This window comes from Streptomyces sp. KPB2, from assembly GCF_003950055.1.
GTDB lineage: Bacteria > Actinomycetota > Actinomycetes > Streptomycetales > Streptomycetaceae > Streptomyces > Streptomyces salinarius.
Map to the genome: position 1 here is coordinate 3074962 of NZ_CP034353.1, position 26707 is coordinate 3101668.

Here is a 26707-nt window from a genome sequence, read left to right on the forward strand (position 1 = left end):
CGGGGTCTGAGGGAGAAGAGGGAGAAGAAGCATGGAAGAGCTGGTCATCCGGGACGCCGACGTCGTGGACGGCTCAGGCGCCGACTCCTACCGGGCCGACGTGGTGGTCGACCGCGGCCGGATCGTCTCGATCGTCAAGGAGGCGGCGGCCGCCGGGTGCCAGCGCCCCAAGGCACGCCGCGAGCTGGACGCCGAGGGCCTGGTCCTCTCCCCCGGCTTCGTCGACATGCACGCCCACAGCGACCTGGCGCTGCTGCGGGACCCCGACCACAGCGCCAAGGCCGCCCAGGGCGTCACCCTGGAGGTCATCGGCCAGGACGGGCTGTCGTACGCGCCGGTAGACGACCGCACCCTCGGCGAGGTGCGCCGGGCGATCGCCGGATGGAACGGCCACGGGGACGACGTCGACTTCGACTGGCGGTCGGTCGGCGAGTACCTGGACCGGCTCGATGGCGGCATCGCCGTGAACGCCGCCTACCTGATCCCGCAGGGCACGGTGCGCGCCCTCGCCGTCGGCTGGGACGACCGGGAGGCGACGCCCGCCGAGCTGGAGCGGATGCGGCGCCTGGTCGCCGAGGGCCTGGAGCAGGGCGCGGTCGGCATGTCGTCCGGGCTGACGTACACACCCGGCATGTACGCCAAGGACGCCGAGCTGACCGAGCTGTGCCGGGTGGTCGCCCAGTACGGCGGCTACTACTGCCCGCACCACCGCTCGTACGGGGCGGGGGCCCTGAAGGCGTACGAGGAGATGGTGGAGCTGACCCGGGAGGCGGGCTGCCCCCTCCACCTCGCCCACGCGACCATGAACTTCGGCGTGAACAAGGGCAGGGCGCCCGAGCTGCTGACCCTGCTCGACGAGGCACTCGCGGGCGGCGCCGACATCACCCTCGACACCTACCCGTACACCCCCGGCTGCACCACCCTCGTGGCGCTGCTGCCGAGCTGGGCGAGCGAGGGCGGCCCGGAGCGGATCCTGGAGCGGCTGGCGGACGACGACACCGCCGAGCGGATCCGGCACCACATGGAGCAGATCGGCTCCGACGGCTCCCACGGCGTGCCCATGGAGTGGGAGACGATCGAGATCTCCGGCACGGGCGACCCGGCGCTCGCGGAGTACGTCGGCCGGACGGTCCTGGAGTCGGCGCGGCTGCGCGGCGAGAGCCCGTGGCAGGTCGCCCGGCACCTGCTGCTGGCCGACCGGCTGGCGCCGACCATCCTCCAGCACGTCGGCCACGAGGAGAACGTCCGCGCGATCATGCGGCACCGGGTCCACACCGGCGGCTCGGACGGCATCCTCCAGGGCGCCAAGCCGCACCCGCGCGCCTACGGCACCTTCCCGCACTACCTGGGCCACTACGTCCGCGAGCTGGGCGTGCTCTCGCTGGAGGAGTGCGTCGCCCACCTCACCTCCCGCCCGGCGGCCCGGCTGCGGCTGCCGGACCGGGGTCTGGTGCGCGAGGGGTACCGGGCCGACCTGGTCCTCTTCGACCCGGCCACGGTCGCGGCGGGCAGCACCTTCGAGGAGCCGCGGGTGCTGCCGACGGGCATCCCGTACGTGCTGGTCGACGGGCGGTTCGTGATGGAGGACGGACGGCGCACGGACGTACTGGCGGGCCGCTCGGTGCGACGGAGCCCCCGGTGAGTGACGGGTGAGCGGCGGGTGAGCGGCGGGTGAGCGGCGGGTGAGCGGCGGGCGAGTGACGAAATCCGCCCATACCGCACGTCTCAAGTGGCGGATAACACGACCCATGGACCGTAACCGGGTCGTAAGCTCACGGACATGCAGGTGATCCAGTCGACCAAGCTCGCCAACGTCTGTTACGAGATCCGGGGCCCGGTGCTCGAGGAGGCGATGCGGCTGGAAGCAGCCGGGCACCGCATCCTGAAACTGAACACCGGCAACCCGGCCGCCTTCGGCTTCGAGTGCCCTCCGGAGATCCTGGAGGACATCCTCCGCAACGTCTCCACGGCCCACGGCTACGGCGACGCGAAGGGCCTGCTGGCGGCGCGCCGGGCGGTCGTCATGCACAACCAGACCCTCGGCATCGAGACGGACGTCGAGCACGTCTTCATCGGCAACGGCGTCTCCGAGCTGATCGTGATGGCGATGCAGGGCCTGCTCGACGACGGCGACGAGGTGCTCGTCCCGGCACCGGACTACCCGCTGTGGACGGCCGCCGTCTCGCTCTCCGGCGGCACGGCGGTGCACTACCGCTGCGACGAGCAGTCCGACTGGATGCCCGACCTCGCGGACGTCGAGCGGAAGATCACCGACCGCACCAAGGCGCTGGTGATCATCAACCCGAACAACCCGACGGGCGCGGTCTACGACGACGCGATGCTGCGCGGGCTGACGGACATCGCCCGCCGCCACAACCTGCTGGTCTGCTCCGACGAGATCTACGACAAGATCCTCTACGACGACGCCACGCACACCCCGACCGCCGCGATCGCCCCCGACCTGCTGACCCTCACCTTCAACGGCATGTCGAAGGCGTACCGGGTGGCCGGCTACCGGGTCGGCTGGATGTCGATCTCGGGTCCGCGCGCGCACGCCGAGTCCTACATCGAGGGTCTGACGATCCTGGCGAACATGCGGCTGTGCGCCAACATGCCGGGCCAGCACGGCGTGGTCGCGGCGCTCAGCGGACGGCAGACCATCAACGAGCTGGTGCTGCCCGGCGGGCGGCTGCGCGAGCAGCGGGACGCCGCCCACGAGGCGCTGACCGGCATCCCGGGCGTGACCTGTGTGAAGCCGAAGGGCGCGCTGTATCTCTTCCCGCGACTCGATCCCAAGGTCTTCAAGATCAAGGACGACCGGCGGATGGTCCTGGACCTGCTGCGCCAGGAGAAGATCATGGTCGTGCAGGGCACGGGCTTCAACTGGCCCGAGCCCGACCACTTCCGGGTGGTCACCCTGCCGACGGCCGCGGACCTGCGCGAGGCGGTGGGCCGGATCGGGAACTTCCTGGACGGGTACGGCCAGCACTGAGCCCCGGCCCGGAGCTGTGTCACGAACGGCGTCAACTTTAGATTGGATCTAATGTAGGATGGTTTCCTGAAGCACTCAGGAGGCCATCCCATGTACGAGCCGATCCGCAACAAGTCGGTCCACAGCACGATGGCCGACGGCACCCCGGACTTTCCGCACCGGTCCCGGGGCGAGGAGCTGGACATCCAGCTCGCGGGCCATCTCGCGGCGCTGCTCGCCGTCACGGACGAGCTGCGCGCGCTGGAGCCCGACCCCGGCCTGGACACCGCCGCCGACCGGCTCGCCGAGCAGGTGGCCCGGCTGCGGGGCGGCCGGCCGCCGGTCCGGCTGCAGGTGGCCGCCACCGATCCGGCGCCGTGTCCGGCGACCCTGCACCGGCGGGCGCACACGCTGGCGGCCCGCGCCCTGGTGGTCGCGGCCTCCCGCGCCGACACGGCGGTCGCGATCCTGACCGCCGAGCGCATGGACGCGCACGCCGCGGCCCTGGAGCCACGCGAACTCGCGTCCCGCTGAGCCCTCACGGGCCCCCGTACGGCCCCGGTCCGCGCGCACCCGCAGCGACGCGCGGGCCGGGTGCCACTCACCGCGTGGTACCGCGCGGCGGTACGCATCGGCGTCGCCGTGCGGACCACGCGCGGCACGAACACCGCGAGGACGATCGGCCGCCGCGGCCGGCCTACCGCTTCCTCGGTGCGAGCGCGAGCATCTCCCCGGCGATCTCGTCGACCGTCGTATCGGGAAACGCGGTGGCGGCCTCCTCGAGGACGAGCAGGCGTGCCCCGGGGATCTCGCGTGCGATCGCCTCGCCGTTGCCGACGGGGAAGAAGCGGTCGCGGCGGCCGTGGACGACGAGGGTGGGGATGTCGATCCCGGGCAGGCGCTCGCGCCATCGGGGGGCGCAGTCCAGCTTGGCGAACACCAGGCCCAGCTGGTTGGCCGTCTGGACCGCCTCCGACGTGCCGGGCGTACGGTCCCAGATGCGCGCGGCGACCGCGCGTGCGGCGGCCGGGTCGTCGCCGAGGATCTCCGCGCCGCCGGCGGCGAACTCCGCCACCTCCTCGCGGTCGGCCCAGTCGGGTTTCGCCCGCGCGAACAGCCGGCTCATCGCCGCCCGGTCGTGGTCGGGGAGGTCGTCGTCGGGCGGGCCGGGAGCGACCGGGCGCGTACGGGCCAGGGTGAGCGCCGAGAACGCGGCCGGATGGTCGAGCGCCGCCACCTGGGCGACCATCCCGCCGACGCCGATCCCCGCGAGGTGCGCGGGCCGGCCCCCGAGGGCGTCGGTGAGGGCCGCCGCGTCCGCGGCGAGATCGCGCAGGGTGTACGCGGGCGCCTGCGGATCCCGCGTCGTCGACTCCCCGCTGTCGCGCAGGTCGTAGCGCACCGCACGGCACCCTCCGGCGGCGAGCCGCTCGCACAGCGCGTCGGGCCAGGAGAGCATCGTCGGCCCGCCCACGAGCAGGACGAGCGGCGCGTCGTCGGCGCCGAACGACTCGATGCCGAAGGTGATTCCGTTGGCCTCGACCGTGCTCATCGGATCACCGCCGGACGCCGTGGACGGGTCGCGGCTCGGTCCGGAGAGCCCGGGAGGTCAGTGATGATTCGCGTCATACGAGGACTGACCCGATCCGTCCCCCGAACTCATCGCTCACCGGCCCGGCGAGCACCGGCGCCCGGCCGCGCGCCGACGGTGCGGCGGGGCACGGCGCCGGACATGCCGAAGGGCCGGGTCCTCCGCACGCCGTTGTGCGGTGACCCGGCCCGAGCGGGACCTTCCCGCGCCCCGGGTACTGCTGAGCTACTGGAGCGCGGGGAGACCCCCTCGTGGCCGGCCTTCGTGACGACTTCGCGGGTCAGGGCTAGTCGGACCGGCCACGGAGCTTGGTGGTGAGGACGGTCAGCCCAGGCGCTGCACCAGGGCCCGGTACTGGTCCCACAGCTCGGCGGGCGTGTGGTCGCCGAAGGTGTTCAGGTGCTCGGGGACCAGTGCGGCCTCCTCGCGCCAGACCTCCTTGTCGACGCTGAGCAGGAACTCCAGGTCGGCGTCGGCGAGGTCGAGGCCGTCGGTGTCGAGCGACTCCTTGGTCGGCAGCACGCCGATCGGGGTCTCGACGCCGTCCGCCTTGCCCTCCAGGCGCTCCACGATCCACTTCAGGACGCGCCCGTTCTCGCCGAAGCCGGGCCACACGAACCGGCCTTCGTCGTCCTTGCGGAACCAGTTGACGTAGTAGATCTTCGGCAGCTTGGACTGGTCCTTGTCCTTGGCCACATCGACCCAGTGCCCCATGTAGTCGCCCATGTTGTAGCCGCAGAACGGCAGCATGGCGAAGGGGTCGCGGCGCAGCTCGCCGACCTTGCCCTCGGCGGCGGCCGTCTTCTCGGAGGCCACGTTGGCGCCGAGGAAGACGCCGTGGTTCCAGTCGAAGGACTCGGTGACCAGCGGGACGGCGGTGGCGCGGCGCCCGCCGAAGAGGATCGCCGAGATCGGCACGCCCTTGGGGTCCTCCCACTCCGGCGCGATGATCGGGCACTGCGCGGCGGGCGTGGTGAAGCGGGCGTTGGGGTGCGCGGCGGGCGTACCGGACTCGGGCGTCCAGTCGTTGCCCTTCCAGTCGGTCAGGTGGGCCGGGGTCTCCTCGGTCATGCCCTCCCACCACACGTCGCCGTCGTCGGTGAGGGCGACGTTGGTGAAGACCGAGTTGCCCCACAGGGTCTTCATCGCGTTGGCGTTGGTGTGCTCACCGGTGCCGGGCGCGACGCCGAAGAAGCCGGCCTCGGGGTTGATGGCGTACAGGCGGCCGTCCTCGCCGAAGCGCATCCAGGCGATGTCGTCGCCGATGGTCTCCACGGTCCAGCCGGAGATCGTGGGCTCCAGCATGGCGAGGTTGGTCTTGCCGCAGGCCGACGGGAAGGCGGCGGCGACGTACTTGGGCTCGCCGGTGGGCGGCGTCAGCTTCAGCACCAGCATGTGCTCGGCGAGCCAGCCCTCGTCGCGGGCCATGACGGAGGCGATGCGCAGGGCGTAGCACTTCTTGCCGAGCAGGGCGTTGCCGCCGTAGCCGGAGCCGTAGGACCAGATCTCGCGGTCCTCGGGGAAGTGCGAGATGTACTTGGTGCTGTTGCAGGGCCAGGGGACGTCCGCCTCGCCCTCGGCGAGCGGGGCGCCGACGGAGTGCACGGCCTTGACGAAGAAGCCCGTCTCGCCCAGCTCGTCCAGGACCGGCTGTCCCATGCGGGTCATGGTGCGCATGGAGGCGGCGACGTAGGCGGAGTCGGTGATCTCGACGCCGAGCGCGGAGAGCGGGGAGCCGAGGGGGCCCATGCAGAAGGGCACGACGTACATGGTCCGGCCGCGCATCGCGCCCCGGAACAGACCCTGCTCACCGGTGAAGATGGCCCGCATCTCGGCGGGGTCCTTCCAGTGGTTGGTCGGGCCGGCGTCCTCCTCCTTGGCGGAGCAGATGAAGGTCCGGTCCTCGACGCGCGCGACGTCGGAGGGGTCGGAGGCCGCGTAGTAGGAGTTGGGGCGCTTGATCGGGTCGAGTTTGCGGAAGGTGCCCTTCTCGACGAGCTCCCCGCACAGGCGCTCGTACTCGGCCTCGGATCCGTCGCACCAGACCACGGAGTCCGGCTGGGTCAGTTCGGCGATCTCGTTGACCCACGAGATCAGTTCCTGGTGGTGGGTGGGGACGGGGGGAGCCGCGATGTCGCGCGCCACGATTGCTCCTAAATGAGGGGTTTTTTGTTGGGAGGCCCCGTGGGGGCTGCGACCCGGATGCGTGACGTTTGCCTCGTGGGCGCTCATCCGGTGTCGACCGCACTCATTTGATCATCCGACGCGAGCGCCCATCTGTCCAGAGGGCGTCACACCTGAGCGGCGTGAGGAGCGCCACGTGCCCGGACCGGGAGTGCACCGCCGGGTTCCCCGTGAGACGATGGCCACTCACCGCACGGCAGTCGCCCGTACTGATACGTAACTTACGGAACCGTAGGTACGATGCGCCCATGACTGCGTCCGTCCCCGACGCGCCCCAGGACGCCCCGGCCGGCGGCCGCGGCCCTGTAGCGCTCTCCCTCCCGCACCCGGTCAAGCCGAAGCTGCGCGGCTGGCTGCACCTCGGCATGTTCCCGGCGGTCCTGATCGCCGGTCTGGTGCTCACCGCCCTCGCCGAGTCGCCCGAGGCCCGCATAGCCTGCGGCGTCTACGTGCTGACGGCCTGCCTCCTGTTCGGCGTCAGCGCCCTCTACCACCGGGGGAACTGGAGTCCGCGCATGGACGGCGTCCTGCGCCGTCTCGACCACGCCAACATCTTCCTGATCATCGCGGGCACCTACACCCCGCTCACGCTGTTGCTGCTGCCCGGCGCCAAGGGCGAGTGGCTGCTGTGGGGCATCTGGGCGGCCGCCGCGGCCGGCATCGTCTTCCGCGTCTTCTGGGTGGGCGCCCCGCGCTGGCTCTACACCCCCTGCTACCTCGCCATGGGCTGGGCGGCCGTCTTCTACCTGCCCGAGTTCATGCGGGCCGGCGGCATCGCCGTCCTGGTCCTGGTGATCGTGGGCGGTGTGCTCTACAGCGCGGGCGGCGTGATCTACGGCCTCAAGCGTCCCAACCCGTCACCGCGCTGGTTCGGCTTCCACGAGGTCTTCCACTCCTTCACCCTGGCCGCCTTCATCGCGCACTACGTGGGGATCTCGCTGGTCGCCTACTAGGCGCGCACCGGCACGAAAAGGCCGGGGCCGGGCGCGGCCCCCGTGGCATCCTGGCCGGGTGAACGGTCCCGAGATCCACGTCGAGTTCGCCCCCGAGCTGCACCTGTTCGTCCCGCGTGCCCGCGCCGCCGGCGCCGTCCGCGCGGCCACCGACGGGGTCTCCACCCTCGGCCACCTCGTCGAGTCCCTCGGCGTCCCGCTCACCGAGGTCGGCACCCTGCTCGTCGACGGCCGCGAGGTGCCGCCCGGGCACATCCCGGCGGGCGGCGAGTCGGTGCGCGTACGGCCCGTGCGGCACCCCCAGCACGTCCCCGGCGCTCCCCTGCGGTTCCTGCTCGACGTGCACCTGGGCACACTGGCCCGGCGGCTGCGGCTGCTCGGGGTGGACACGGCGTACGAGTCGACGGACCTCGGCGACCCGGCGCTGGCCGCACTGTCGGCGGCGGAGAAGCGGGTCATGCTCAGCCGCGACCGCGGCCTGCTGCGCCGCCGCGAGCTGTGGTCCGGCGCCTACGTCTACAGCACCCGCCCCGACGAACAGCTCCAGGAGGTCCTGGACCGCTTCCGGCCCGACCTGCGCCCGTGGACGCGGTGCACCGCCTGCAACGGACTGCTCCGGCCGGCCACCAAGGAAGAGGTGGCGGAGCAGCTCAAGGGCGGCACGCAGCGCTCCTACGACGTCTTCGCCCAGTGCGCGGCGTGCGGGCGGGCCTACTGGCGGGGCGCGCACCACGAGCAACTGGAGGCGATCGTGGAGCGCGCCGTGAGCAGGAGTACTCAGGGCGGTTGAGCGGTTGCGCCGATCACCGGGGGCCGGCCGGCGCGGTGGGATGGACGGCATGACCGCCTCGTCCCGCCTCCCGGCCGCGCAGCTCACCCACGCACAGCTCAACGCCCGCGCCCTGACCATCGGCTCGGTGGCCGGGCTCGTCCTGCTCCTGCCGACCGTCGTCCTCGCCTGGATCGCCGTACTCGCCTCCGAGCGCGGCAGCCGCTGCCTGACGTACGGCGAGCAGTGCTCGCGCGTGCCCGGCGACGCCCTGTGGGCCTGCTTCTGGGCCTCGGCCGCCCTGGGCGTCCTGGCCCTGGCCTGGCCGCGCGCCCGGTGGGTCCCCGCCAGGTGCGCGGCCGTCCTCCTGCAGTGGGGCGCGCAGCTGACGCTGGGCGCGCTGATCCTCGCCGGGGCCTGACGTGCTCGCCGGCCGCCTCAGTCGCCCAGTGCGGCGCGCAGCCGCTCCGGGTCGGTGGTCGGCGCGTCGCAGGTGAAGTTCCGGCAGACGTAGGCGGCCGCCCCACCGCCCACCAGGGGCCGGTCGGCGAGCAGCGGGAACTCGTCGCTGCCCTCGGTGCCGAAGGCGACGACCGCCCCGGGCGCCGTCCCCAGCAGCGCCGTGCGGTGCAGGCCGCGTGCGGCGGGGTCGGCGGGCGCCGGTCCGACGACGGCGACCTCCCGGGGGCCGTCGAGCAGCGCCTCGGCGGCGGCCAGGCCCCAGCCGATGAAGCGCGGGACGCGCGGGCCGAGCGCCTTCACCACGCCGAGGGCGTGCTCGGCGGCCGTGCGGTGCGGCTCGGAGCCGGTGTGCGCGGCGTACGTCAGCAGGGCGCCCGCGGCGGCGCTCCAGCCGGACGGCGTGGCGTTGTCGGTGGGGTCCTGCGGGCGGCGGATCAGCTGCTCGGCGTCGGCGGCGGTGTCGTAGAGGGAGCCGGACTCGTCGCGGAACCGGGTCAGGACGTGGTCGAGCAGGAAGCCGGCGAAGTCCAGCCAGACGCCCTCCCCGGTGACCGACGCCAGTGCGAGGAAGCCCTCGGCCACGTCGGCGTAGTCCTCCAGCACCCCGGCGTTGGCACCGGGCCGGCCGTCCTTGCTGGTGCGGGTGAGCCGGACCTGCTCGTCGAGGTGCAGCCGCACCAGCAGGTCGGCGGCGGCGACGGCGGCCTCGACCAGGTCGGGGCGCTCGAAGTAGGCGCCGGTCTCGGCGAGTGCGGCGATCGCCAGGCCGTTCCAGGCGGCGACCACCTTGTCGTCCCGGCCCGGGGCGGGGCGCCCGTCCCGCGCGGCCAGCAGCCGCTGCCGGACCGACGCGATCCGCGCGGCGTCGAAGACGCCCTCCTGCTGCGGCAGTTGCAGTACGGAGGCGCCGTGCTCGAAGGTGCCCTCCTCGGTCACGCCGAAGTACTGCGCGGCCAGTTCCGCGTCCTCGGCGCCGAGGACCTCGGTGAGCTGCGCGGGCGTCCACACGTAGTACGCGCCCTCGACGTGCCGGCCCGTGCCGTCGTCGCTGTCGGCATCCAGCGCGGAGGCGAACCCGCCCTCGGCGGTGCGCAGTTCCCGCACCATGAAGTCGGCGGTCTCCAGCGCGACCCGGCGGGCGAGGTCCGACCCGGTGGCCCGCCACAGGTGGGCGTAGACCCGGCACAGCAGGGCGTTGTCGTACAGCATCTTCTCGAAGTGGGGCACGACCCACTCGCGGTCCACGGAGTAGCGGGCGAAGCCGCCGCCGAGCTGGTCGTAGAGGCCGCCGCGGGCCATCCGCTCGCAGGTGTCGGCCGCCATCTGGAGCGCGCCCTCGGCGCCGGTGCGGGCGTGGTGGCGCAGCAGGAACTCGATCGCCATGGACGGCGGGAACTTCGGCGCCCCGCCGAACCCGCCGCGCTCGGCGTCGTACTCCCGGGTGAGGCCGAGCAGCGCCTGCCCGAGCTGCTCCTCGCCGGGCGCCTGGGCGTCGCCGTAGGAGATCTCCCGCCCGGCGAGGTCCCGCACGATCTTCCCGGCGACCTCGCTCACCTCGTCGCGCCGCTCCGCCCAGGCCTGCTGGACGCCCTGGAGCACCTGGCGGAAGGAGGGCATGCCGTGGCGGGGCTCGGGCGGGAAGTAGGTGCCGAAGTAGAAGGGCTCGGCGTCCGGGGTGAGGAAGACGGTCATGGGCCAACCGCCCTGCCCGGTGGCCGCCTGCACGGCCTCCATGTAGACGGCGTCGACGTCGGGACGCTCCTCGCGGTCGACCTTGACGCTCACGAAGTGCGAGTTGAGGTACTCGGCGGTGGGCCCGTCCTCGAACGACTCGTGCGCCATGACGTGGCACCAGTGACAGGCGCTGTAGCCGACGCTCAGCAGCACGGGGACGTCGCGCCGCCGGGCCTCCTCGAACGCCTCGGCCTCCCACGGCCACCAGTCGACCGGGTTCTCCGCGTGCTGGAGGAGGTAGGGGGACGTCGCCTGCGCAAGTCGGTTGGGCATGGCTCCATCCTTGCGCACACGCCGCTGCCCCGGCCAAACGCCACGGTGGGAGTGGCGCACGGACGGGGCAGCGGGAGCCCCGGGAGAGGCTCTTCGCGGGGGCCGGCTCAGTAGTCGACGCGGTCGGTCTTGGCGATCCAGGCGTCGAACGGCTGGGTGCGGTGGGGCAGGTCGAGGTGTTCCACGGTCATCGGCCAGTTCGCCTGCGGCCGCTTCTCGAACAGGTCGTAGAACTTGCGGTCGTCGAAGCCGGCCACGGCGGCGTCGTGGCGGTCGGCGGAGAAGACGAGGCGGTCGACGCGGGCCCACAGGGCCGAGGAGAGGCACATCGGGCAGGGCTCGCAGGACGTGACGAGGGTGCAGCCCTGCAGGCTGAAGGTGTCGAGCGCCTTGCAGGCGGCGCGGATGGCGCTGACCTCGGCGTGGGCGGTGGGGTCGAGGCCGGCGGTGACCTGGTTGTTGCCCAGGGCGATGATCTCTTCGCCCCGGGCGATGAGGGCGCCGAAGGGGCCGCCGCCGTTGCGGACGCTGGTGGTGGCCAGGTCGATGGCCTTGTCCATCCAGGCGCGCTCGAACTCGCGGATGCCGGTCTCGAGGGTGTCGGTGGTCATGCGTGCTCCTTCTTGGGCATGCGGCGTGCGGGAGTACGGCGTGCGGGCCGGGGCGCTTCACGGGGAGGAGGCGTAGGAGCAGTACACAACTCGGCGGCGAGACCCGGCCAGGGGCCGAAAACATGAACTACGGACGGGCTGCGACCGGCGGTTCGTAGATTCCTACAGGCGCCGGCGACCGGCCCCGCAGGGGGTCACTCCCCGCCGGCCTCGAAGGTGCGCAGCAGGTCGGCCGCGACGCTCACGGCTATGGTCGCGGGCTCCTTGCCGGTGATGTCGGCCAGTCCGATCGGCGTCTTGATCCGGTCGATGACGGCGTCGTCGTGGCCGCCCTCGGTGGCGAGGCGCTTGCGGAAGCGGGCCCACTTGGCCGCCGATCCGATGAGTCCTATGGACCCGAGGTGGTCCGTGCGCAGGGCCGCGTCGCACAGGGCGGCGTCCTCGGCGTGGTCGTGGGTCATGATCAGCACGTGGGTGCCGCGCGGCAGCTGCGCCAGCACTTCCTCGGGCAGCAGCGGCGTGTGGTGCGTGTGCACCTGCGCCACCGCGTCCGCCAGCACGCCGAGGCGCTCCTCGGTGAGCATGTCGGAGCGGTTGTCGACCAGGTGGAGGTCGAGGTCCTGGCGGGCCAGGATGCGCGCCAGCTCCAGGCCGACGTGGCCGACGCCGAAGATCGCCACCGCCCGGACCACGGGCAGCGGTTCGAGCAGCACCGAGACGGCGCCGCCGCAGCACTGCACGCCGTGCTGGTTGGTCACCTTGTCGTTCAGGGCGAAGTCGAGCAGCTCCGGTTCGACCCTGGACGTGGTGATCATCTCCCGGGCCCGGTCGATCGCCACGGCCTCGACGTTGCCGCCGCCGATCGAGCCCCACGTCTCGGTGTGTCCCACGACGAGCTTGGCCCCGGCGTCGCGCGGGGCGTGGCCGCGCACGGTCGCCACGGTCACGAGCACGCCGGACTCCCGGCGTGCCCGCAACCGCGCGACCGCGGCGACCCACGTCATGTCAGGCACCGCTCAGCGCTTCCACGCCGGTGCGGGCCGCGCCGCCGACGGCCGCTTCTTCGCGGGCGTCGGCGTTCCCGGCCTGCCGGGCCGACTCGATGGCCCAGTACACCGCCTCCGGCGTGGCGGGCGAGGCCAGCTCGACGCCGGTCCCCTTCGGCCCGAACGCGGCGGCGGCCTGCCGCAGCGCCTCGCGCACCGAGAACGCCAGCATCAGCGGGGGCTCGCCGACCGCCTTGGAGCCGAACACGGCTCCCTCCTCGGTGGCGTTCTCCAGGAGGGTGACGTTGAACTCCTCGGGCATCTCCGAGAAGCTCGGCAGCTTGTACGTGCTCGCCGCCTGGGTGAGGAGCCGGCCCCGGTTCGGGCCGTCGCCGGTGTCCCAGCGCAGGTCCTCCAGCGTCAGCCAGCCCGCGCCCTGGACGAAGCCGCCCTCGATCTGACCGATGTCGATCAGCGGGGAGAGGCTGTCGCCGACGTCGTGCACGATGTCGACGCGCCGGATGCGGTAGGCGCCGGTGAAGCCGTCCACCTCCACCTCGGTCGCGGCGGCGCCGATGGCGAAGTACTTGAACGGCGACCCCTGGAACGTCGCGGCGTCCCAGTGCAGCCCCTCGGTCCGGTAGTAGCCGGCCGCGGAGAGCTGGACCCGCTGGAAGTACGCGGTGCGTACGAGGTCGTCCCAGGCCAGCTCCTGGTCGCTGCCCAGGGTGCGCGCGACGCCCTCGACGATGCGCACGTCCGAGGCGTTCGCGCCGAGCTGCGAGGCGGCCACCCGCAGGAGCCGTTCGCGCAGCTGCTCGCAGGCGTTCTTGACCGCCCCGCCGTTGAGGTCGGCACCGGAACTGGCCGCGGTGGCGGAGGTGTTGGGCACCTTGTCGGTGCGGGTCGGGGCGAGGCGCACCTTGTGCAGCGGGATGCCCAGCGTGGTCGCGGCCACCTGCAGCATCTTGGTGTGCAGGCCCTGGCCCATCTCGGTGCCGCCGTGGTTGATCAGGACGGAGCCGTCCTTGTAGATCAGCACCAGCGCGCCGCCCTGGTTGAAGGCGGTGAGGTTGAACGAGATGCCGAACTTCACGCCGGTGATCGCGAGGGCCCGCTTGGTGTGCGGGTGCGCGGCGTTGAAGGCGGCGATCTCGCGCTCGCGGTCGGCGAAGCCCGCCTTCTCCAGCACCTGCTGCCAGGCGGCGGTGATCCGCTCGGGCTGCGTGACCGGCTGCCCGTACGGCGTGGTCTGGCCCTGGCCCGGCCGGTAGAAGTTGCGTTCCCGCAGCTCCCGGGGGTCGAGACCGAGGCGCGGCGCGCAGCGGCCCAGGATGTCCTCGATCACCAGCATGCCCTGCGGTCCGCCGAAGCCGCGGAAGGCGGTGTTGGAGACCGTGTTGGTCTTGGCGATGCGGCCGGCGACGCGGGCGTTGGGGATCCAGTACGTGTTGTCGATGTGGCACAGCGCCCGGGCGAGGACCGGCTCGGACAGGTCCAGGCTCCAGCCGCCGTCGGCGACCAGGGTGGCGTCGAGGGCCTGGATACGGCCATCGGCGTCGAAGCCGATCTTCCAGGTGGCGTGGAAGCCGTGCCGCTTGCCGGACATGGTCAGGTCCTGGGTCCGGTTGAGCCGGAACCGCACCGGACGGCCGGTCAGCTTGGCGCCGAGCGCGGCGACGGCCGCGAAGCCGTGCGGCTGCATCTCCTTGCCGCCGAAGCCGCCGCCCATCCGCAGGCACTGCACGGTCACCTCGTGGGCGGGCACCCCGAGCACGTGCGAGACGATCTCCTGGGTCTCGGACGGGTGCTGGGTGCTGCTCTGGATGAACACCTGCCCGTTCTCGTCGACCTGGGCGAGCGCCGCGTGCGTCTCCAGGTAGAAGTGCTCCTGCCCGGAGAACTGGAACTCGCCGGTGAACACGTGGGCGGAGTCGGCGAAGCCCGCGTCGACGTCGCCGTGCGTCATGACCGGACGGGCGCCGTGGTAGCTGTCCGCCGCGATGGCGTCCTGGAGCGTGATCACGGAGGGCAGTTCTTCGAGGTCCACCTCGACGGCCGCCGCGCCGATCCTGGCCGCCTCCAGCGTCTCGCCGAGCACCCAGGCGACCGCGTGGCCGTGGAACATGACCTCGTCGGGGAAGAGCGGCTCGTCGTGCTTCATGCCGGCGTCGTTGACGCCGGGCACGTCGGCGCCGGTCAGCACGCGCACCACGCCGGGCACCGCGAGGGCGGCCTCGGTGCGGACGGCCGTGACCCGGCCGCGGGCCTTCATGACCTGGACGGGGTGGGCGTGCAGGACGTCCTTGGTGCGCTGGACCAGGTCGTCGGTGTAGAGCGCGGTGCCGGTGACGTGCTGGACGGCGCTCTCGTGCGGCATGGAGACGCCGACGACGGGCTTCTCGGGACGCTCGGACAGGTGGCTCATGACGGCACCGCCTCGGTGGTCTGGGCGTACAGCTTCAGCAGGCTCTGGCCGAGCATCGCGGCGCGGTAGCCGGCGCTGGCGCGGTGGTCGCTCATCGGCGTACCCTCGCCCCGCAGCACCTCGGCCGCGGCCTCGGCGGTCTCGGTGGTCCACGGCCGGCCCTCCAGGGCGGCCTCGGTGGCCAGGGCGCGGACCGGGGTGGCGGCCACGCCGCCGAGCCCGATGCGGGCCTTGCGGACGGTGCCGCCCTCGACGTCGAGCGCGAAGGCGACGGCGACGCTGGAGATGTCGTCGAAGCGCCGCTTGGCGATCTTGTGGAAGGCGGTGACCGGCGCCTGCGGCAGCGGGAGACGCACCGCGCGGATCAGCTCGCCGGGACGGCGCACGCTCTGCCGGTACCCGGTGAAGTACTCGGCCAGCGGCACCTCGCGCTCACCGTCGGCGTCGGCGAGCACGAGTGACGCCTCCAGCGCGAGCAGCACCGGCGGGCTGTCGCCGATGGGCGAGCCGGTGCCCAGGTTGCCGCCGAGGGTGGCGCCGTTGCGGATGAGCCGGGACGCGAACTGCGGGAACAGCTGCGCCAGCAGCGGGACGGTGCCGTCCAGGCGTCGTTCGATCTCGGTGAGCGTGAGCGCCGCGCCGATCTCGACGTGGTCGGACTCGACGCGCAGTTCCCGCAGTTCGGGCAGCCGGTCGACGGCGACCACGCAGTCCGCGCGGCGGGAGCGGATGTTGACCTCGACGCCCCAGTCGGTGCTTCCGGCGACCACCACCGCGTCGGGCCGCTCGCGCAGCAGCCGCAGCGTCTCGGCCAGGGTGCCCTTGCGGACGAAGGCGCTGTCGTCCTGGCGGTACTCGGTGGCGACGGGCGCGGGCGGGGCCTGGTCGCGGCGCCGGGCCAGCGGGTCGTCGTCGGTGGGCGCGCCGACGGCGAACGCGGCGTCGCGGATGGGCCGGTAGCCGGTGCAGCGGCACAGGTTGCCGCTGAGCGCGTGCAGGTCGAAGCCGTTCGGGCCGTGCTCGGCGTCGGTGCCGTCGGCGCCCTCGGCCGCGTCCGGACCCTGCTCCGCGTGCGCGCAGCGGTCGGGGCGGTAGTACTCGCCCGCCATGCTGCAGATGAAGCCCGGCGTGCAGTAGCCGCACTGGGAGCCGCCGCGGACCGCCATCTCCTCCTGCACCGGGTGCAGGACGGGCGGCGTGCCCGGCGCCTCGACGGTGGCGAGGCCCTCGGAGGTGACGACCTCCTGGCCGTCGAGCGCCGCGACCGGGACCAGGCAGGCGTTGACCGGCACCCAGTCGGTGGGCTTGTTCACCCCGGGGCGGGCCACCAGGATCGAGCAGGCGCCGCACTCGCCCTCGGCACAGCCCTCCTTGGTGCCGGTCAGGCCGCGCTCACGCAGGAAGTCGAGGACCGTGGTGTGGGGCGCGGCCGGTGCGATCGGCGCTTCTTTTCCGTTGACGGTGATCCGTGCCGCTGTCATGACCGACCTTCATTTCGACTCGGGACACGTCGATTCATCATGTTCGCCAATTTCAGGCAGCTTTCTCTGTTCGGACGCGCCGCGCAAGAAAAGCGAGCGCGCGTCGGCACGCGACAGGGCATGCCGTGAAGAGGTACAGAAGACGTGCAGAGGTGCACGAGTGAAGGGGAAACCCGGAACGTGCCCTGTCAGGGCACGGGGGAACGGCGTGTCAGCAGCCGTGCGCGACCCGGCCCGAAACCCACACGGTGCGGCGGGCGAGGCGACTCAGATCGGAGTTGGTGTACATCCGCCGATCGCCTCCTGTCGGTAGTCATGGGTCTGCTTCCCTGGCAAATTAGTGGCTTCGGTCACCGGGGTCAAGAGAGGAATTCGTTGAATTTCCCGCCCGGAGAGGCGCGGGCGGGAAACCGGTGCCGAAGACGTCTCCCCAGGGTCTCCTCGCCGCAGGACACTTGAGCGACGTGCAACCGGGGAAGGACCCGGGAACGGGCCGGGAGGGCCCTGGGACGCCCGGGGCCACCGGGGCGCCCGGGGCGGACCGGCAGGACACCGATGCCGCCGGAGGGGGCGCGACATGCGGGACAGTCATCGGGCGGAGGCCGAAGGGCTGCTCAGGCGGGCCGTGGAGGAGGAGGTACGGCGCTCGGGCGGACGCACGGACGGGAACGTACTGCTCTCCCGGGCCCGCGCGGCGCTGGACGCGATGGCCGGGACGGCCGGCGAGGAGTACGCGGCCTACACCCACGCCCTCGACGAGGCCGCCGCCGGACAGCTCACCTTCCGCGAGCGCTACGCCCGTGAGGGCGCCGGCACGCCCCTGCTGGTGGCCGGCGTGGCGGCCGTCGCCGCGGTGATCGCCGACGTGGCGCTCGGCACGGGCACCGGAACCGCGGTGGGCGCGGGAGTGACGGTCGGGGCCGTCGGCGCGGCGGCGACCGTGCTGAAGGTGGTCGGGACCCATGTGCCGGCCGCCCATCACCGCGCCGGGGCGGTCAGCCAGCCCGGCGGGCCCGAGCAGCTGCGGCTGCAGTGGCTGACCGCGCTGGAGGTGCGCGGCATCCGTCCGTTCCTGGACCAGCAGCGGATGCTCGCCGCGTCCACCGGGCCGGCCAAGACCGGGCCGAAGCTGCGGGGCGCCGACAAGAGCGCGGCCGCGCGGGGGCGCAGCGCGCTGGAGCAGTCGTTCGCGCAGCTTCCCGTGGCGGACGGTCCGTTCGCCGGCCGGCGACAGGAGATGGCGCGGCTGCGGCAGTGGGTGCAGGCGGCCCGCGCGAGCACGGAGACCAAGCCGACGGTGGTGGTCCTGCACGGACCGCCGGGCAGCGGCCGTACGACGCTGGCCGTGCGGGCCGTCCACGAGCTGCGGGACTACTTCCGCGGAGCCTGCCTGGTCGACCTGCGCGGGACCGGGTCGGGGGCGGGCGGTTCGAGGACGGGCGGCGGGTCGCCGCTCAGCACCCGGGACGCCCTGCTGCACCTGCTGAACCGGCTCGGGGCGCCGCGCGAGCAGCTGCTGTTCCGGGAGCGGTCCTCCGCGGACCAGCAGGTCAAGCGGCTCAGCGAGCTGTACCACCAGCATCTGACGGGCGTCCCGGTCACCGTCGTCCTCGACGACGCCTCGGACCCCGAGCAGGTACGGGCGCTGGTCCCGGAGCGCTCGGACAGCCTGGTGCTGGTCACCGCGCGGGAGGCGCTGCGGCTCCCGCCCGACCTGCCGGCGCGGGTGTACGACCTGCCCGTCGAGGCGCTGGACGCGGCGGGCGCGGAGGAGCTGCTGGGCGCCGCGGCGGAGGACGCGTCGGGGCCGTACGACGCCGAGTCGAGCGAGCTGATCCGGCAGCTGTGCGGCGGGCTGCCGCTGGCGCTCAGGATCGCCGGGTCGGCGCTGGGGCCGCGCTCGCCGCGCGCGCTGGCGACCGACCTGGGCGCCTACGGTCCCGTGGAGCCGGTCGAGCGGGCGCTGTGGCTGCGCTACACCGACCAGTCGGAGCCGGCCCGGCGGCTGCTGCGCCGGCTGGCGCTCGCGGGGCGCACCTCGCTGGGCGCCGCCGCGGCCGCCGCGCTGCTGGCCACGGACGAGTCGGAGGCGACCCGGCAGCTGGCGGCGCTGTCGCGGGCGGGCCTGATCGACCACGTACGGGGCAGCCGCTACCGCCTGCACGACGTGGTGCGCGCCTTCGCCCGCGCCCGGCTCGCCGACGAGGAGGAGCCCGGTGAGCGGACGGCCGCGCAGGAACGGCTCATCGCGAACTACGCCGAGCTGGCCGACTCCGTGCTGCGCCTGGTCGACGGCAACATGTCGACCCGCTCCAACCAGTTCGGGCAGTACGGCTTCACGTCCCTGGACGAGGCGCTGCGCTGGCTGGACGACGAGTCGAGCTTCATCACGGCGGCGCTCCGGCACGCGGAGGGCGTCGACCAGGGCGCGGTGCTGAACCTGCTGGGCGCGCTGTGCGACTACTGCCTGCTGCGCGGCGACCTCTACCGGCTCGGTGAGATCAGCGAGCTGGCGCAGTCCGTGGACCAGGGGCTGCTGGTGCGCTCGGTGCAGTGGCGCACCGGTATCGCGGCCCGGCAGCTCGGCGAGCTGGACAAGGCGCGTACGACGCTGGCCTCCGTGGTCGACCTGTACCGGGACGCCCACCACGACGCCGGTGCGGCGCGCGCCCTGTGTTCGCTGGGGATCACGCTGCACCACCAGGGCAATCTGACCGACGCGGCGGCCAAGCTCCAGGAGGCGCTGGACCTGCAGGCCGCGCCGGAGCTGGCCACGGACCGGGCGTGGACGCTGCACGCGCTGGCGGCGGTGCAGCGCGACCGGGCCCGGCTGGCCGAGGCCCTGGAACTGCTCACCGAGTCACTGGTGCTGCACCGCGCGGGCGAGTCGGTGCACGGCCAGGCGTGGGCCCACTTCCAGCTCGGCCAGCTGCACCTGCGCATGGGCGACGTGCCGGGCGCGGAGTCGGATCTGCGGGCGGCCCTGGACCTGTACGGCCGCACTCAGGACGCGCGCGGCGAGGCCTGGGCGCTGACCCAGCTGGCGCGGGCCCGCATGGTGGGCGGCGACGCCCTGGAGGCGGTGGACGAGCTGCGGCGCGCGGCGGCCCGGCACCGCGAGAACGAGGACGCCCGCGGCGAGGCCTGGACGGTCTACTACCTGGGCCAGGCGCTGGAGGAGACCGGCGACCTGGACCAGTCGGTGCGCGAGCTGGAACGCTCCCGCACGATGTTCTCCCGCATGCGGGACGTGTACGGCCTGGCCTGCGCCCGGCACCACTCGGCACGGGTCACCCGGGACCAGCGGGCCGCCCAGACCGGTTCGCTGCGCAACTCCGGCTTCGCCCGCCAGCTCCTGGTCGACGCCCGCGCCGACTTCCAGCGCATCGGCGTCGGGCACGGCGAGGCGTGGACGTGCCTGGAGCTGGCCGTCGTGGACGCGGGCAACGCCCGTACGCCGCAGGCCCTGGCCCTGTGCGACGAGGCCGCCGCCCTCTTCGCCGGATACGGCGACCGGCGGGGCGAGGACTGGGCCCGCTTCCTGCGCTGCACGCTGCTGCCGTACGCCGCCCCCGGCGGGGTGGAGGTCGGTACGGCGGTGGCGCAGGAGGAACTGGCCCAGCTGGCCCGCGCCCGGCACAGTGCCCGCGACGCCAAGCTGGACGACTACGTGGACGCCTACCAGCTCCTCCTGGAGCGCGGCGTGCAGCTGGAGGCGGGCTGGCAGGCCTGGCGTCTGGGCATGGTCCCGGGCCGCCAGGCGAGGGAGGTGATGGGCGTGGCGGTCACGGCCTGAGACCGGGCCCGCCCGCCCTCGGGACGGCTCCCGGGGGTCAGCCCCGCTGGGGCTTCGCCTCCGGGCCGCCGGACGCGTCCGGCTCGCCCGGCTCCTTGAAGTCCACCTTGCCCATGTGGCGGTTCATGGACTTCATCAGTCCCCACACCGCCAGAGCCATCACCGCGAACACGATGAACCCGAGGACGCCGGGGGTGACCTTGTCCTCGTCGAGCTCGGCGAGAGTGACGAGGTGCGTCATTGCCAGGCTTGCGCTTGCACTCATGTCAGGCATTGTCGCGGATGCCCGCGAAGAGGTCGTCCTCGGGGAGGGAGGTTTCCACGAGGGACTTGGCCAGCTCGTACTCCTCGGTGGGCCAGACCTCCTTCTGGATCTCCATCGGCACCCGGAACCAGCCCCCGTCGGGGTCGATCTGCGTGGCGTGGGCGATCAGCGCCTTGTCGCGGATCTCGAAGAAGTCCGCGCAGGGCACGTGCGTGGTCAGGGTGCGCTCCTTGCGCTCGGACTCCGCCCAGCGCTTGAGCCAGTCCTCGTAGGGCGACTCCAGGCCGCGCTCCAGCAGCGCGTTGTGCAGCGCCTCGGTGCGGGGCCGGTTGAAGCCCTGGTTGTAGTAGACCTTCAGCGGCTGGTACGCCGGTCCGTACTCGACCTCCGGGTACTTCTCGGTGTCGGCCGCGCCCTCGAAGGCCACCATCGTGATCTTGTGGGTCATGATGTGGTCGGGGTGCGGGTAACCGCCGTTCTCGTCGTAGGTGGTGATCACCTGGGGCCGGAAGGAGCGGATCTTCCGCACCAGCTCACCGGCCGCCTTGTCGACGTCCTCCAGGGCGAAGCAGCCCTCCGGCAGCGGCGGCAGCGGGTCGCCCTCGGGCAGGCCGGAGTCGACGAAGCCGAGCCATTCCTGCCCCACGCCCAGGATCTCGCGGGCCTCGTCCATCTCCTTCCTGCGCACCTCGTGGATGTTCTCCTCGATGTACGCGTCCCCCTGGAGCTTCGGGTTGAGGATGGAGCCGCGTTCCCCGCCCGTGCAGGTCACCACCAGCACGTCCACCCCCTCGGACACGTACTTCGCCATGGTGGCCGCGCCCTTGCTCGACTCGTCGTCGGGGTGTGCGTGGACGGCCATCAGTCGCAGCTGGTCAGTCAAGACTCAATCCTCGGTCAGTCGGCGCCCTGTGTGCGCAGGCGCGATTTGAAGGTGCCGCCCCGTAGGGGCGTCGTTGAGGGGCGGCGGTCGGGTGGCGGGCGGGAGGCTTCTATAGTGACCGAATCGGGAGCGGAATAATTCCGGGCCCGGACCCGGACCCGCTCCCGCGGAGAGGACGATCATGAGCACGGCGAGCACGCGGACGCCCCAGGGCCGCTACGGCCGCTCCTCGGACGAGCAGGCCGACCGCACGCTCAAGGTCGTCGGCGCCGTGCTCGGCGCGCTCCTGCTCGCCCTGATCGGCTGGTTCGGCTACCACTACGTCGGCCAGAACAAGATCAGCGGTGAGCTGATCGGGTTCGAACTCGCCGATGACTCGGTGCAGGTGCACCTGGAGGTCCGCAAGGACGCCGGTGTCACCGGCTACTGCACGGTGCGCTCCCAGGCGGAGGACGGCGACGAGGTGGGCCGGGCCGACTTCCGCTTCGCCGGGGACGAGACCCGCATCGACAAGGTCGTCACCCTGCGGACCAAGGCCGCGGGGACGACGGCCGAGCTGCTCGGCTGCCACCCGGAGTGATCCGGCGGGGGTCCCGGGCGCCAATACCTGTCGCCTGACCTGGGGTGACATGAATCTGGTGGCTTATGTCCTCCCCCTTTGGCCACTCAATTGTTAGGCTCGTGGTTTCGCCCTTCCGTGAAGGAACATCCTTCTGGGTAGGGCGTTGATTTGTATTCCCAGTACCAACGAGGAGCACCCGTGACCCAGACCAGCGAGAACGTCACCTGGCTGACCCAGGAGGCGTACAACAAGCTCAAGGAGGAGCTTGAATACCTTACTGGTCCTGCGCGCACCGAGATCTCTGCCAAGATCGCCGCGGCTCGCGAGGAGGGGGACCTGCGTGAGAACGGCGGGTACCACGCGGCGAAGGAAGAGCAGGGCAAGCAGGAGCTCCGCGTGCGCCAGCTGACCCAGCTGCTCGAGAGCGCCAAGGTCGGTGAGGCCCCGGCCGCCGGCGGCGAGGTGGCGCCCGGCATGGTCGTCACGATCGCCTTCGACGGTGACGAGGACGACACGCTGTCCTTCCTGCTCGCCTCGCGCGAGTACGCGAGCTCGGACATCGAGACCTACTCCCCGCAGTCCCCGCTGGGCTCGGGCGTCATCGGCCACAAGGTCGGCGACGACGCCGAGTACGAGCTGCCGAACGGCAAGATGGCCTCGGTGAAGATCCTCAAGGCGGAGCCGTACAACGGCTGACCCCCCGCCCACCGCCAACGAGCCCCCGGTGTCCCCGTGACGCCGGGGGCTTGTCGTCGTCCTGCCGCCCTGCCGACCGGTCGTCTCTCCCGATCTCGGCGTCAGCCGGCCGCCCGGCGGTACTTGCGCACCGCCAGGGTCCGGAAGATCAGGACGATCACGATCGAGTAGGTGAGCGTCGCCCAGACCGGGTGCTGCATGGGCCAGGCGTCCGACTCCACGACCCCCGGGTTCCCGAACAGCTCGCGGCACGCCTGGACGACCGCGCTGAACGGGTTCCACTCGGCGACATGGCGGAGCCACGGCGTCATCTGGGTGGGGTCGACGAAGGCGTTGGACACGAAGGTGACGGGGAACAGCCAGATGATCCCGCCGGAGGTCGCCGCCTCCGGCGTCCGGACGGATAGGCCGATCAGGGCGCCGATCCACGTGAAGGCGTATCCCAGGAGCAGCAGCAGCCCGAAGCCCGCGAGCACCCTCCCGATGTTGGTCGGCTCCGCGGACCCGGTGCGCCAGCCCACGAGCAGCGCGACGATCGCCAGGACGAGCAGGGTGATCGACGTCTGCACCAGGTCCGCGACGGTCCGCCCGGTCAGCACGGCGCCGCGCGCCATCGGCAGGGACCGGAAGCGGTCGACGAGCCCCTTCTGCATGTCGTCGGCAATACCGGCGGCCGATCCGGCGGTGGCGAAGGTGACGGTCTGCGCGAAGATGCCCGCCATCAGGAAGTCCTTGTAGACGTCCGAGTCGGTGGTGCTGCCGACCTTGATGGAACCGCCGAAGACGTATGTGAACAGGATGACGAACATCACCGGCTGGATGATCCCGAACAGGACCATCTCCGGGATCCGGGTCATCCGGATCAGGTTTCTGCGGGCGATGACCAGCGAGTCCCGCAGGGACTGGCCGATGGGGTTGGCGGGCGCCGTGACCGGCGGCGCGTCGGTGGCGGCGCTCACTTGGCGGTCTCCTTCTCCTGCTCATGGCCGGCGTCGCCCGCCGGACCGTTCGTCTCGTCCTCGGCCTCGGCCACATGGCCGGTGAGGGAGAGGAAGACGTCGTCGAGGGTGGGGCGGCGCAGACCGATGTCGTCGATCTCGATGCCGCGGGTGTCGAGTTCGCGGATGACCTCGGCGAGCAGCTTCGCGCCGCCGGTGACGGGGACGGTCAGCTTGCGGGTGTGCTCCTCGACGGTGGTCGCGCCCTTGCCGAATCCGGCGAGCACTTCGGAGGCCGTCCCGATGCGGTCGCGCTCGTGGACCACGACCTCGACGCGCTCTCCCCCGGTGCGGGCCTTGAGCTGGTCGGAGGTGCCGCGGGCGATGACGCGGCCGTGGTCGACGACGGCGATGTCGTGCGCGAGGTGGTCGGCCTCCTCCAGATACTGCGTGGTCAGCAGCAGGGTCGTGCCGCCGGCGACCAGCTGCTTGATGACCTCCCACAGCTCCTGCCGGTTGCGGGGGTCGAGGCCGGTGGTGGGCTCGTCCATGAACATGACGGGCGGTGAGACCACCAGGGCGGCCGCCAGGTCGAGCCGGCGGCGCATGCCTCCCGAGTAGGTCTTCGTCGGGCGGTCGGCGGCGTCGGACAGGTGGAACTGGTCGAGCAGCTCGCCGGCCCGGGCCTTCGCGGCCCTGCTCTTCATCTGGTAGAGCTGCCCGACCATCTGCAGGTTCTCCCGGCCGGTCAGGTATTCGTCGACCGCCGCGAACTGGCCGGAGAGGCCGATGGAACGCCGTACCTCGTTGGGCTGCCTGAGGACGTCGATGCCCGCGACGACCGCCTTGCCGCTGTCGGGGCGCAGCAGGGTCGTGAGGCAGCGGACGGCGGTGGTCTTGCCCGCGCCGTTCGGCCCGAGCAGGCCGAGGACCGTGCCCTCGGGCACGTCGAGGTCGACGCCGTCCAGAGCCCTTACATCGCCGAAGGTCTTCACCAGGCCTTCGGCATAGATGGCGCCTGGCATATGAGTCTCCACGTCGTCGGGGATTCTTCGGAAAGCCTAGGTTTGTGCGTTTCGCCGCGCTCAGCGAGTGATTTGGCGAGCGGCTACGACACACCATAACGCGATGTATCGCGTCTCACAATGCAGTTGCTCGAACGAGTGACGAAGTTTCTGTCGCCCCTGCTCGGAGGCCCGGGCCGGCTCGCAGGCGGCTAGTCGATGACCGTGTAGCCCGCCTCGCGCAGGGCCCGGCCGACCTCGGCGCAGTGCTCCGGTCCCTTCGTCTCCAGGTGCAGTTCGACCTCCGCCTCCGTGAGCCCGAGCCGCGGATGGGTTCGGACGTGGCTCACATCGAGGACGTTAGCGTCGACCACTGACAACACCCCCAGAAGCGTGGCGAGGGCCCCGGGCCGGTCCGTCAGCCGCAGCCGGACCGCCAGGTAGCGGCCCTGTGCGGCCATGCCGTGCCGCAGCACGCCCTGCATCAGCACCGGGTCCACATTGCCGCCGGACAGGACCGCCACCACCGGCCCCGCGAAGGCGTCCGGCGCGCTCAGCAGCGCCGCCACCGGGCTCGCCCCGGCCGGTTCCACGACCAGCTTGGCCCGCTCCAGGCACAGCAGCAGGGCGGTGGACAGCTCGTCCTCGGAGACGGTGCGGACCTCGTCCACCAGCTCGCCGACGATCCCGAACGGCACGTCACCGGGCCGCCCGACCTTGATGCCGTCCGCCATCGTCGCCGGGTTCTCGACGGCCACCGGGCGCCCCGCCGCCAGCGAGGGCGGGTACGCCGCCGCGCCCTCCGCCTGCACGCCCACGATCCGCACGTCGGGCCGCAGCGCCTTGACCGCGACCGCGATGCCGGCCGCCAGCCCGCCGCCGCCGATGCCGACCACGACGGTCCGCACCTCGGGACACTGTTCCAGGATCTCCAGCCCGACCGTGCCCTGGCCCGCGATGACGTCGGGGTGGTCGAAGGGGTGGATGAACACCGCGCCGGTCCGCTCGGCGTACTCCTGGGCGGCGGCCAGCGTCTCGTCCACCACCTGGCCGTGCAGCCGCACCTCGGCGCCGTACTCGCGGGTCGCGCTGATCTTCGGCAGCGGCGCCCCCTTCGGCATGAACACCGTCGACCGCACGCCCAGCAGCGACGACGCCAGCGCCACGCCCTGCGCGTGGTTGCCCGCGCTCGCCGCGACCACGCCCGCGGCACGCTGCTCGGGCAGCAGCCCGGCGATCCGCACGTAGGCGCCGCGCAGCTTGAAGGAGCCGGTCCGCTGGAGGTTCTCGCACTTGAAGTGCACCGGGGAGCCGACCAGCTGCGACAGGTGCCGGCTGCCCTCCATCGCCGTCACCCGCGCCACGCCCGAGAGCATCTTCTGGGCTCCGCGCACGTCGTCGAGGGTGACCGGAGCGACGCGGGGCGCTGTGCTGTAGCTCATAACCTCCAGCATCGCAGTTCCCGGCCGCCGCGCGGCGTTGTGACCAACCTCCGAGACCCGCTTTGTCCGGCGCAGGTACGCCCTGCCGTCCGGCCGCGTACCCTGTCCCCCAATTAGCAGCCCTCCACGAAGTGAGCCCCCGGCCATGCCCACAACGCCTGAAATGTCGATGGACATGACGACCGCCGGTGACACCGGTCTTCTCGAGACGCTCCAGCACGAGGTCGCGCTCTTCGCCCGCCGCGCCGAGCAGACCCGGCTCGGCGGGGTCGGGCAGGTGCGCAACTCCATGGACCGCGCCGCCTACCTGCTGCTCAACCGCCTCGACACAGAGGGCCCGATGGGTGTGAAGGCGCTCGCCGCGAGCATGGGCATCGACTCCTCGACGGTCACCCGGCAGGTGGCCCCGCTGGTCGACACCGGACTCGTCAAGCGCACTTCCCACCCCGAGGACGGACGCGCGGTGGTCCTCCAGCTGTCCCCGCGCGGCGTGGCACGGCTCGAGGAGGTCCGCTCCTCCCGGCGTCAGCTCATGGCCGAGCTGACGCGCGACTGGGCCCCGGAGGAGCGCGAGGCGTTCTGCGCGCTCCTGTCCCGCTTCAACGGCGCCCTGTCCGCCCGTATGGCCCCCTCCGGCGCGGCGGCCCCTGGTGCGTCCTCGGGCTCCTGAACGGCCCT

The 26707-nt window shown here is 72.4% G+C and carries 22 protein-coding genes; 10 read left to right on the top strand and 12 right to left on the bottom strand.

Annotation, left to right across the window (positions count from 1 at the left end):
* The first annotated feature begins 31 nt into the window (after positions 1-31).
* From D1J63_RS13295 to D1J63_RS13305, 3 genes are all read left to right on the top strand, one after another.
* On the top strand, positions 32-1642 hold the full coding sequence (locus D1J63_RS13295) for a D-aminoacylase (protein WP_125629042.1): 1611 nt from the start codon (positions 32-34) through the stop codon (positions 1640-1642).
* A 138-nt stretch (positions 1643-1780) separates the two neighbouring features.
* Positions 1781-2992, top strand: coding sequence for a pyridoxal phosphate-dependent aminotransferase (locus D1J63_RS13300; protein WP_125629043.1), 1212 nt, complete (start codon positions 1781-1783; stop codon positions 2990-2992).
* A gap of 90 nt (positions 2993-3082) precedes the next feature.
* Positions 3083-3505, top strand: coding sequence for a hypothetical protein (locus tag D1J63_RS13305; RefSeq protein WP_125629044.1), 423 nt, complete (start codon positions 3083-3085; stop codon positions 3503-3505).
* 163 nt (positions 3506-3668) lie between these two features.
* Here D1J63_RS13305 and D1J63_RS13310 read toward each other — a convergent pair whose 3' ends face one another.
* Both D1J63_RS13310 and D1J63_RS13315 read right to left on the bottom strand, forming a co-directional pair.
* On the bottom strand, positions 3669-4523 hold the full coding sequence (locus D1J63_RS13310; RefSeq protein WP_125629045.1) for an alpha/beta hydrolase: 855 nt from the start codon (positions 4521-4523) through the stop codon (positions 3669-3671).
* Between the two features lie 363 nt (positions 4524-4886).
* Positions 4887-6707, bottom strand: a complete 1821-nt coding sequence (locus D1J63_RS13315) for a phosphoenolpyruvate carboxykinase (GTP) (protein WP_125629046.1) — start codon at positions 6705-6707, stop codon at positions 4887-4889.
* A 287-nt stretch (positions 6708-6994) separates the two neighbouring features.
* Here D1J63_RS13315 and D1J63_RS13320 point away from each other — a divergent pair, with 287 nt between their 5' ends.
* Genes D1J63_RS13320 through D1J63_RS13330 form a run of 3 tightly spaced genes read left to right on the top strand, consistent with a single transcriptional unit; the run spans position 6995 to position 8889 of the window.
* Positions 6995-7699, top strand: a complete 705-nt coding sequence (locus D1J63_RS13320; protein WP_125629047.1) for a hemolysin III family protein — start codon at positions 6995-6997, stop codon at positions 7697-7699.
* 58 nt (positions 7700-7757) lie between these two features.
* Complete coding sequence (locus tag D1J63_RS13325; RefSeq protein ID WP_125629048.1) at positions 7758-8489, top strand: Mut7-C RNAse domain-containing protein; 732 nt, start codon at positions 7758-7760, stop codon at positions 8487-8489.
* A 49-nt stretch (positions 8490-8538) separates the two neighbouring features.
* Positions 8539-8889: a hypothetical protein gene (locus tag D1J63_RS13330; protein WP_125629049.1), complete on the top strand. Its 351-nt coding sequence runs from the start codon at positions 8539-8541 to the stop codon at positions 8887-8889.
* A gap of 17 nt (positions 8890-8906) precedes the next feature.
* Here D1J63_RS13330 and D1J63_RS13335 read toward each other — a convergent pair whose 3' ends face one another.
* From D1J63_RS13335 to D1J63_RS13355, 5 genes are all read right to left on the bottom strand, one after another.
* Positions 8907-10937 carry a thioredoxin domain-containing protein gene (locus D1J63_RS13335; protein WP_164712827.1) on the bottom strand — a complete coding sequence of 677 codons (2031 nt, stop codon included), beginning with the start codon at positions 10935-10937 and terminating at the stop codon, positions 8907-8909.
* A gap of 107 nt (positions 10938-11044) precedes the next feature.
* A complete protein-coding gene (locus D1J63_RS13340) occupies positions 11045-11548 on the bottom strand; it encodes a nucleoside deaminase (protein ID WP_102932100.1) in 504 nt (167 codons plus the stop codon).
* Positions 11549-11742: 194 nt separating this feature from the next.
* Positions 11743-12552, bottom strand: a complete 810-nt coding sequence (gene xdhC, locus D1J63_RS13345) for a xanthine dehydrogenase accessory protein XdhC (protein WP_125629051.1) — start codon at positions 12550-12552, stop codon at positions 11743-11745.
* A gap of 1 nt (position 12553) precedes the next feature.
* Entirely contained in the window at positions 12554-14962 is a 2409-nt protein-coding gene (gene xdhB, locus D1J63_RS13350) for a xanthine dehydrogenase molybdopterin binding subunit (RefSeq protein WP_125629052.1), read from the bottom strand.
* A complete protein-coding gene (locus D1J63_RS13355) occupies positions 14959-16443 on the bottom strand; it encodes an FAD binding domain-containing protein (RefSeq protein ID WP_125629053.1) in 1485 nt (494 codons plus the stop codon). The genes xdhB and D1J63_RS13355 overlap by 4 nt, the downstream gene beginning before the upstream one ends.
* A gap of 577 nt (positions 16444-17020) precedes the next feature.
* On the opposite strand from D1J63_RS13355, the gene D1J63_RS13365 reads away from it, so the two are divergent.
* On the top strand, positions 17021-20239 hold the full coding sequence (locus D1J63_RS13365; RefSeq protein ID WP_125629054.1) for a tetratricopeptide repeat protein: 3219 nt from the start codon (positions 17021-17023) through the stop codon (positions 20237-20239).
* A 37-nt stretch (positions 20240-20276) separates the two neighbouring features.
* Here D1J63_RS13365 and D1J63_RS13370 read toward each other — a convergent pair whose 3' ends face one another.
* Together D1J63_RS13370 and mca are read right to left on the bottom strand one after the other, a co-directional pair.
* Entirely contained in the window at positions 20277-20513 is a 237-nt protein-coding gene (locus D1J63_RS13370) for a hypothetical protein (RefSeq protein WP_164712829.1), read from the bottom strand.
* Positions 20506-21366 (bottom strand): mycothiol conjugate amidase Mca, encoded by an 861-nt coding sequence (mca, locus tag D1J63_RS13375; protein ID WP_164713176.1) that lies wholly within the window; start codon positions 21364-21366, stop codon positions 20506-20508. Before mca ends, D1J63_RS13370 begins: the two co-directional genes overlap by 8 nt.
* 202 nt (positions 21367-21568) lie before the next feature.
* Here mca and D1J63_RS13380 point away from each other — a divergent pair, with 202 nt between their 5' ends.
* Together D1J63_RS13380 and greA are read left to right on the top strand one after the other, a co-directional pair.
* Positions 21569-21967 carry a DUF4307 domain-containing protein gene (locus tag D1J63_RS13380; RefSeq protein ID WP_125629057.1) on the top strand — a complete coding sequence of 133 codons (399 nt, stop codon included), beginning with the start codon at positions 21569-21571 and terminating at the stop codon, positions 21965-21967.
* 180 nt (positions 21968-22147) lie between these two features.
* A complete protein-coding gene (gene greA, locus D1J63_RS13385; RefSeq protein WP_125629058.1) occupies positions 22148-22645 on the top strand; it encodes a transcription elongation factor GreA in 498 nt (165 codons plus the stop codon).
* A 101-nt stretch (positions 22646-22746) separates the two neighbouring features.
* Here the strand turns inward: greA and D1J63_RS13390 are convergent, their stop codons facing one another.
* The 3 genes from D1J63_RS13390 to ilvA form a co-directional block, all read right to left on the bottom strand.
* Positions 22747-23604, bottom strand: a complete 858-nt coding sequence (locus tag D1J63_RS13390) for an ABC transporter permease (RefSeq protein ID WP_125629059.1) — start codon at positions 23602-23604, stop codon at positions 22747-22749.
* Positions 23601-24608, bottom strand: a complete 1008-nt coding sequence (locus tag D1J63_RS13395; protein ID WP_125629060.1) for an ATP-binding cassette domain-containing protein — start codon at positions 24606-24608, stop codon at positions 23601-23603. The genes D1J63_RS13390 and D1J63_RS13395 overlap by 4 nt, the downstream gene beginning before the upstream one ends.
* A 191-nt stretch (positions 24609-24799) precedes the next feature.
* Positions 24800-26029 carry a threonine ammonia-lyase gene (gene ilvA / locus D1J63_RS13400; protein WP_125629061.1) on the bottom strand — a complete coding sequence of 410 codons (1230 nt, stop codon included), beginning with the start codon at positions 26027-26029 and terminating at the stop codon, positions 24800-24802.
* Between the two features lie 163 nt (positions 26030-26192).
* On the opposite strand from ilvA, the gene D1J63_RS13405 reads away from it, so the two are divergent.
* On the top strand, positions 26193-26699 hold the full coding sequence (locus D1J63_RS13405; protein ID WP_164712830.1) for a MarR family transcriptional regulator: 507 nt from the start codon (positions 26193-26195) through the stop codon (positions 26697-26699).
* Positions 26700-26707: the final 8 nt, after the last annotated feature.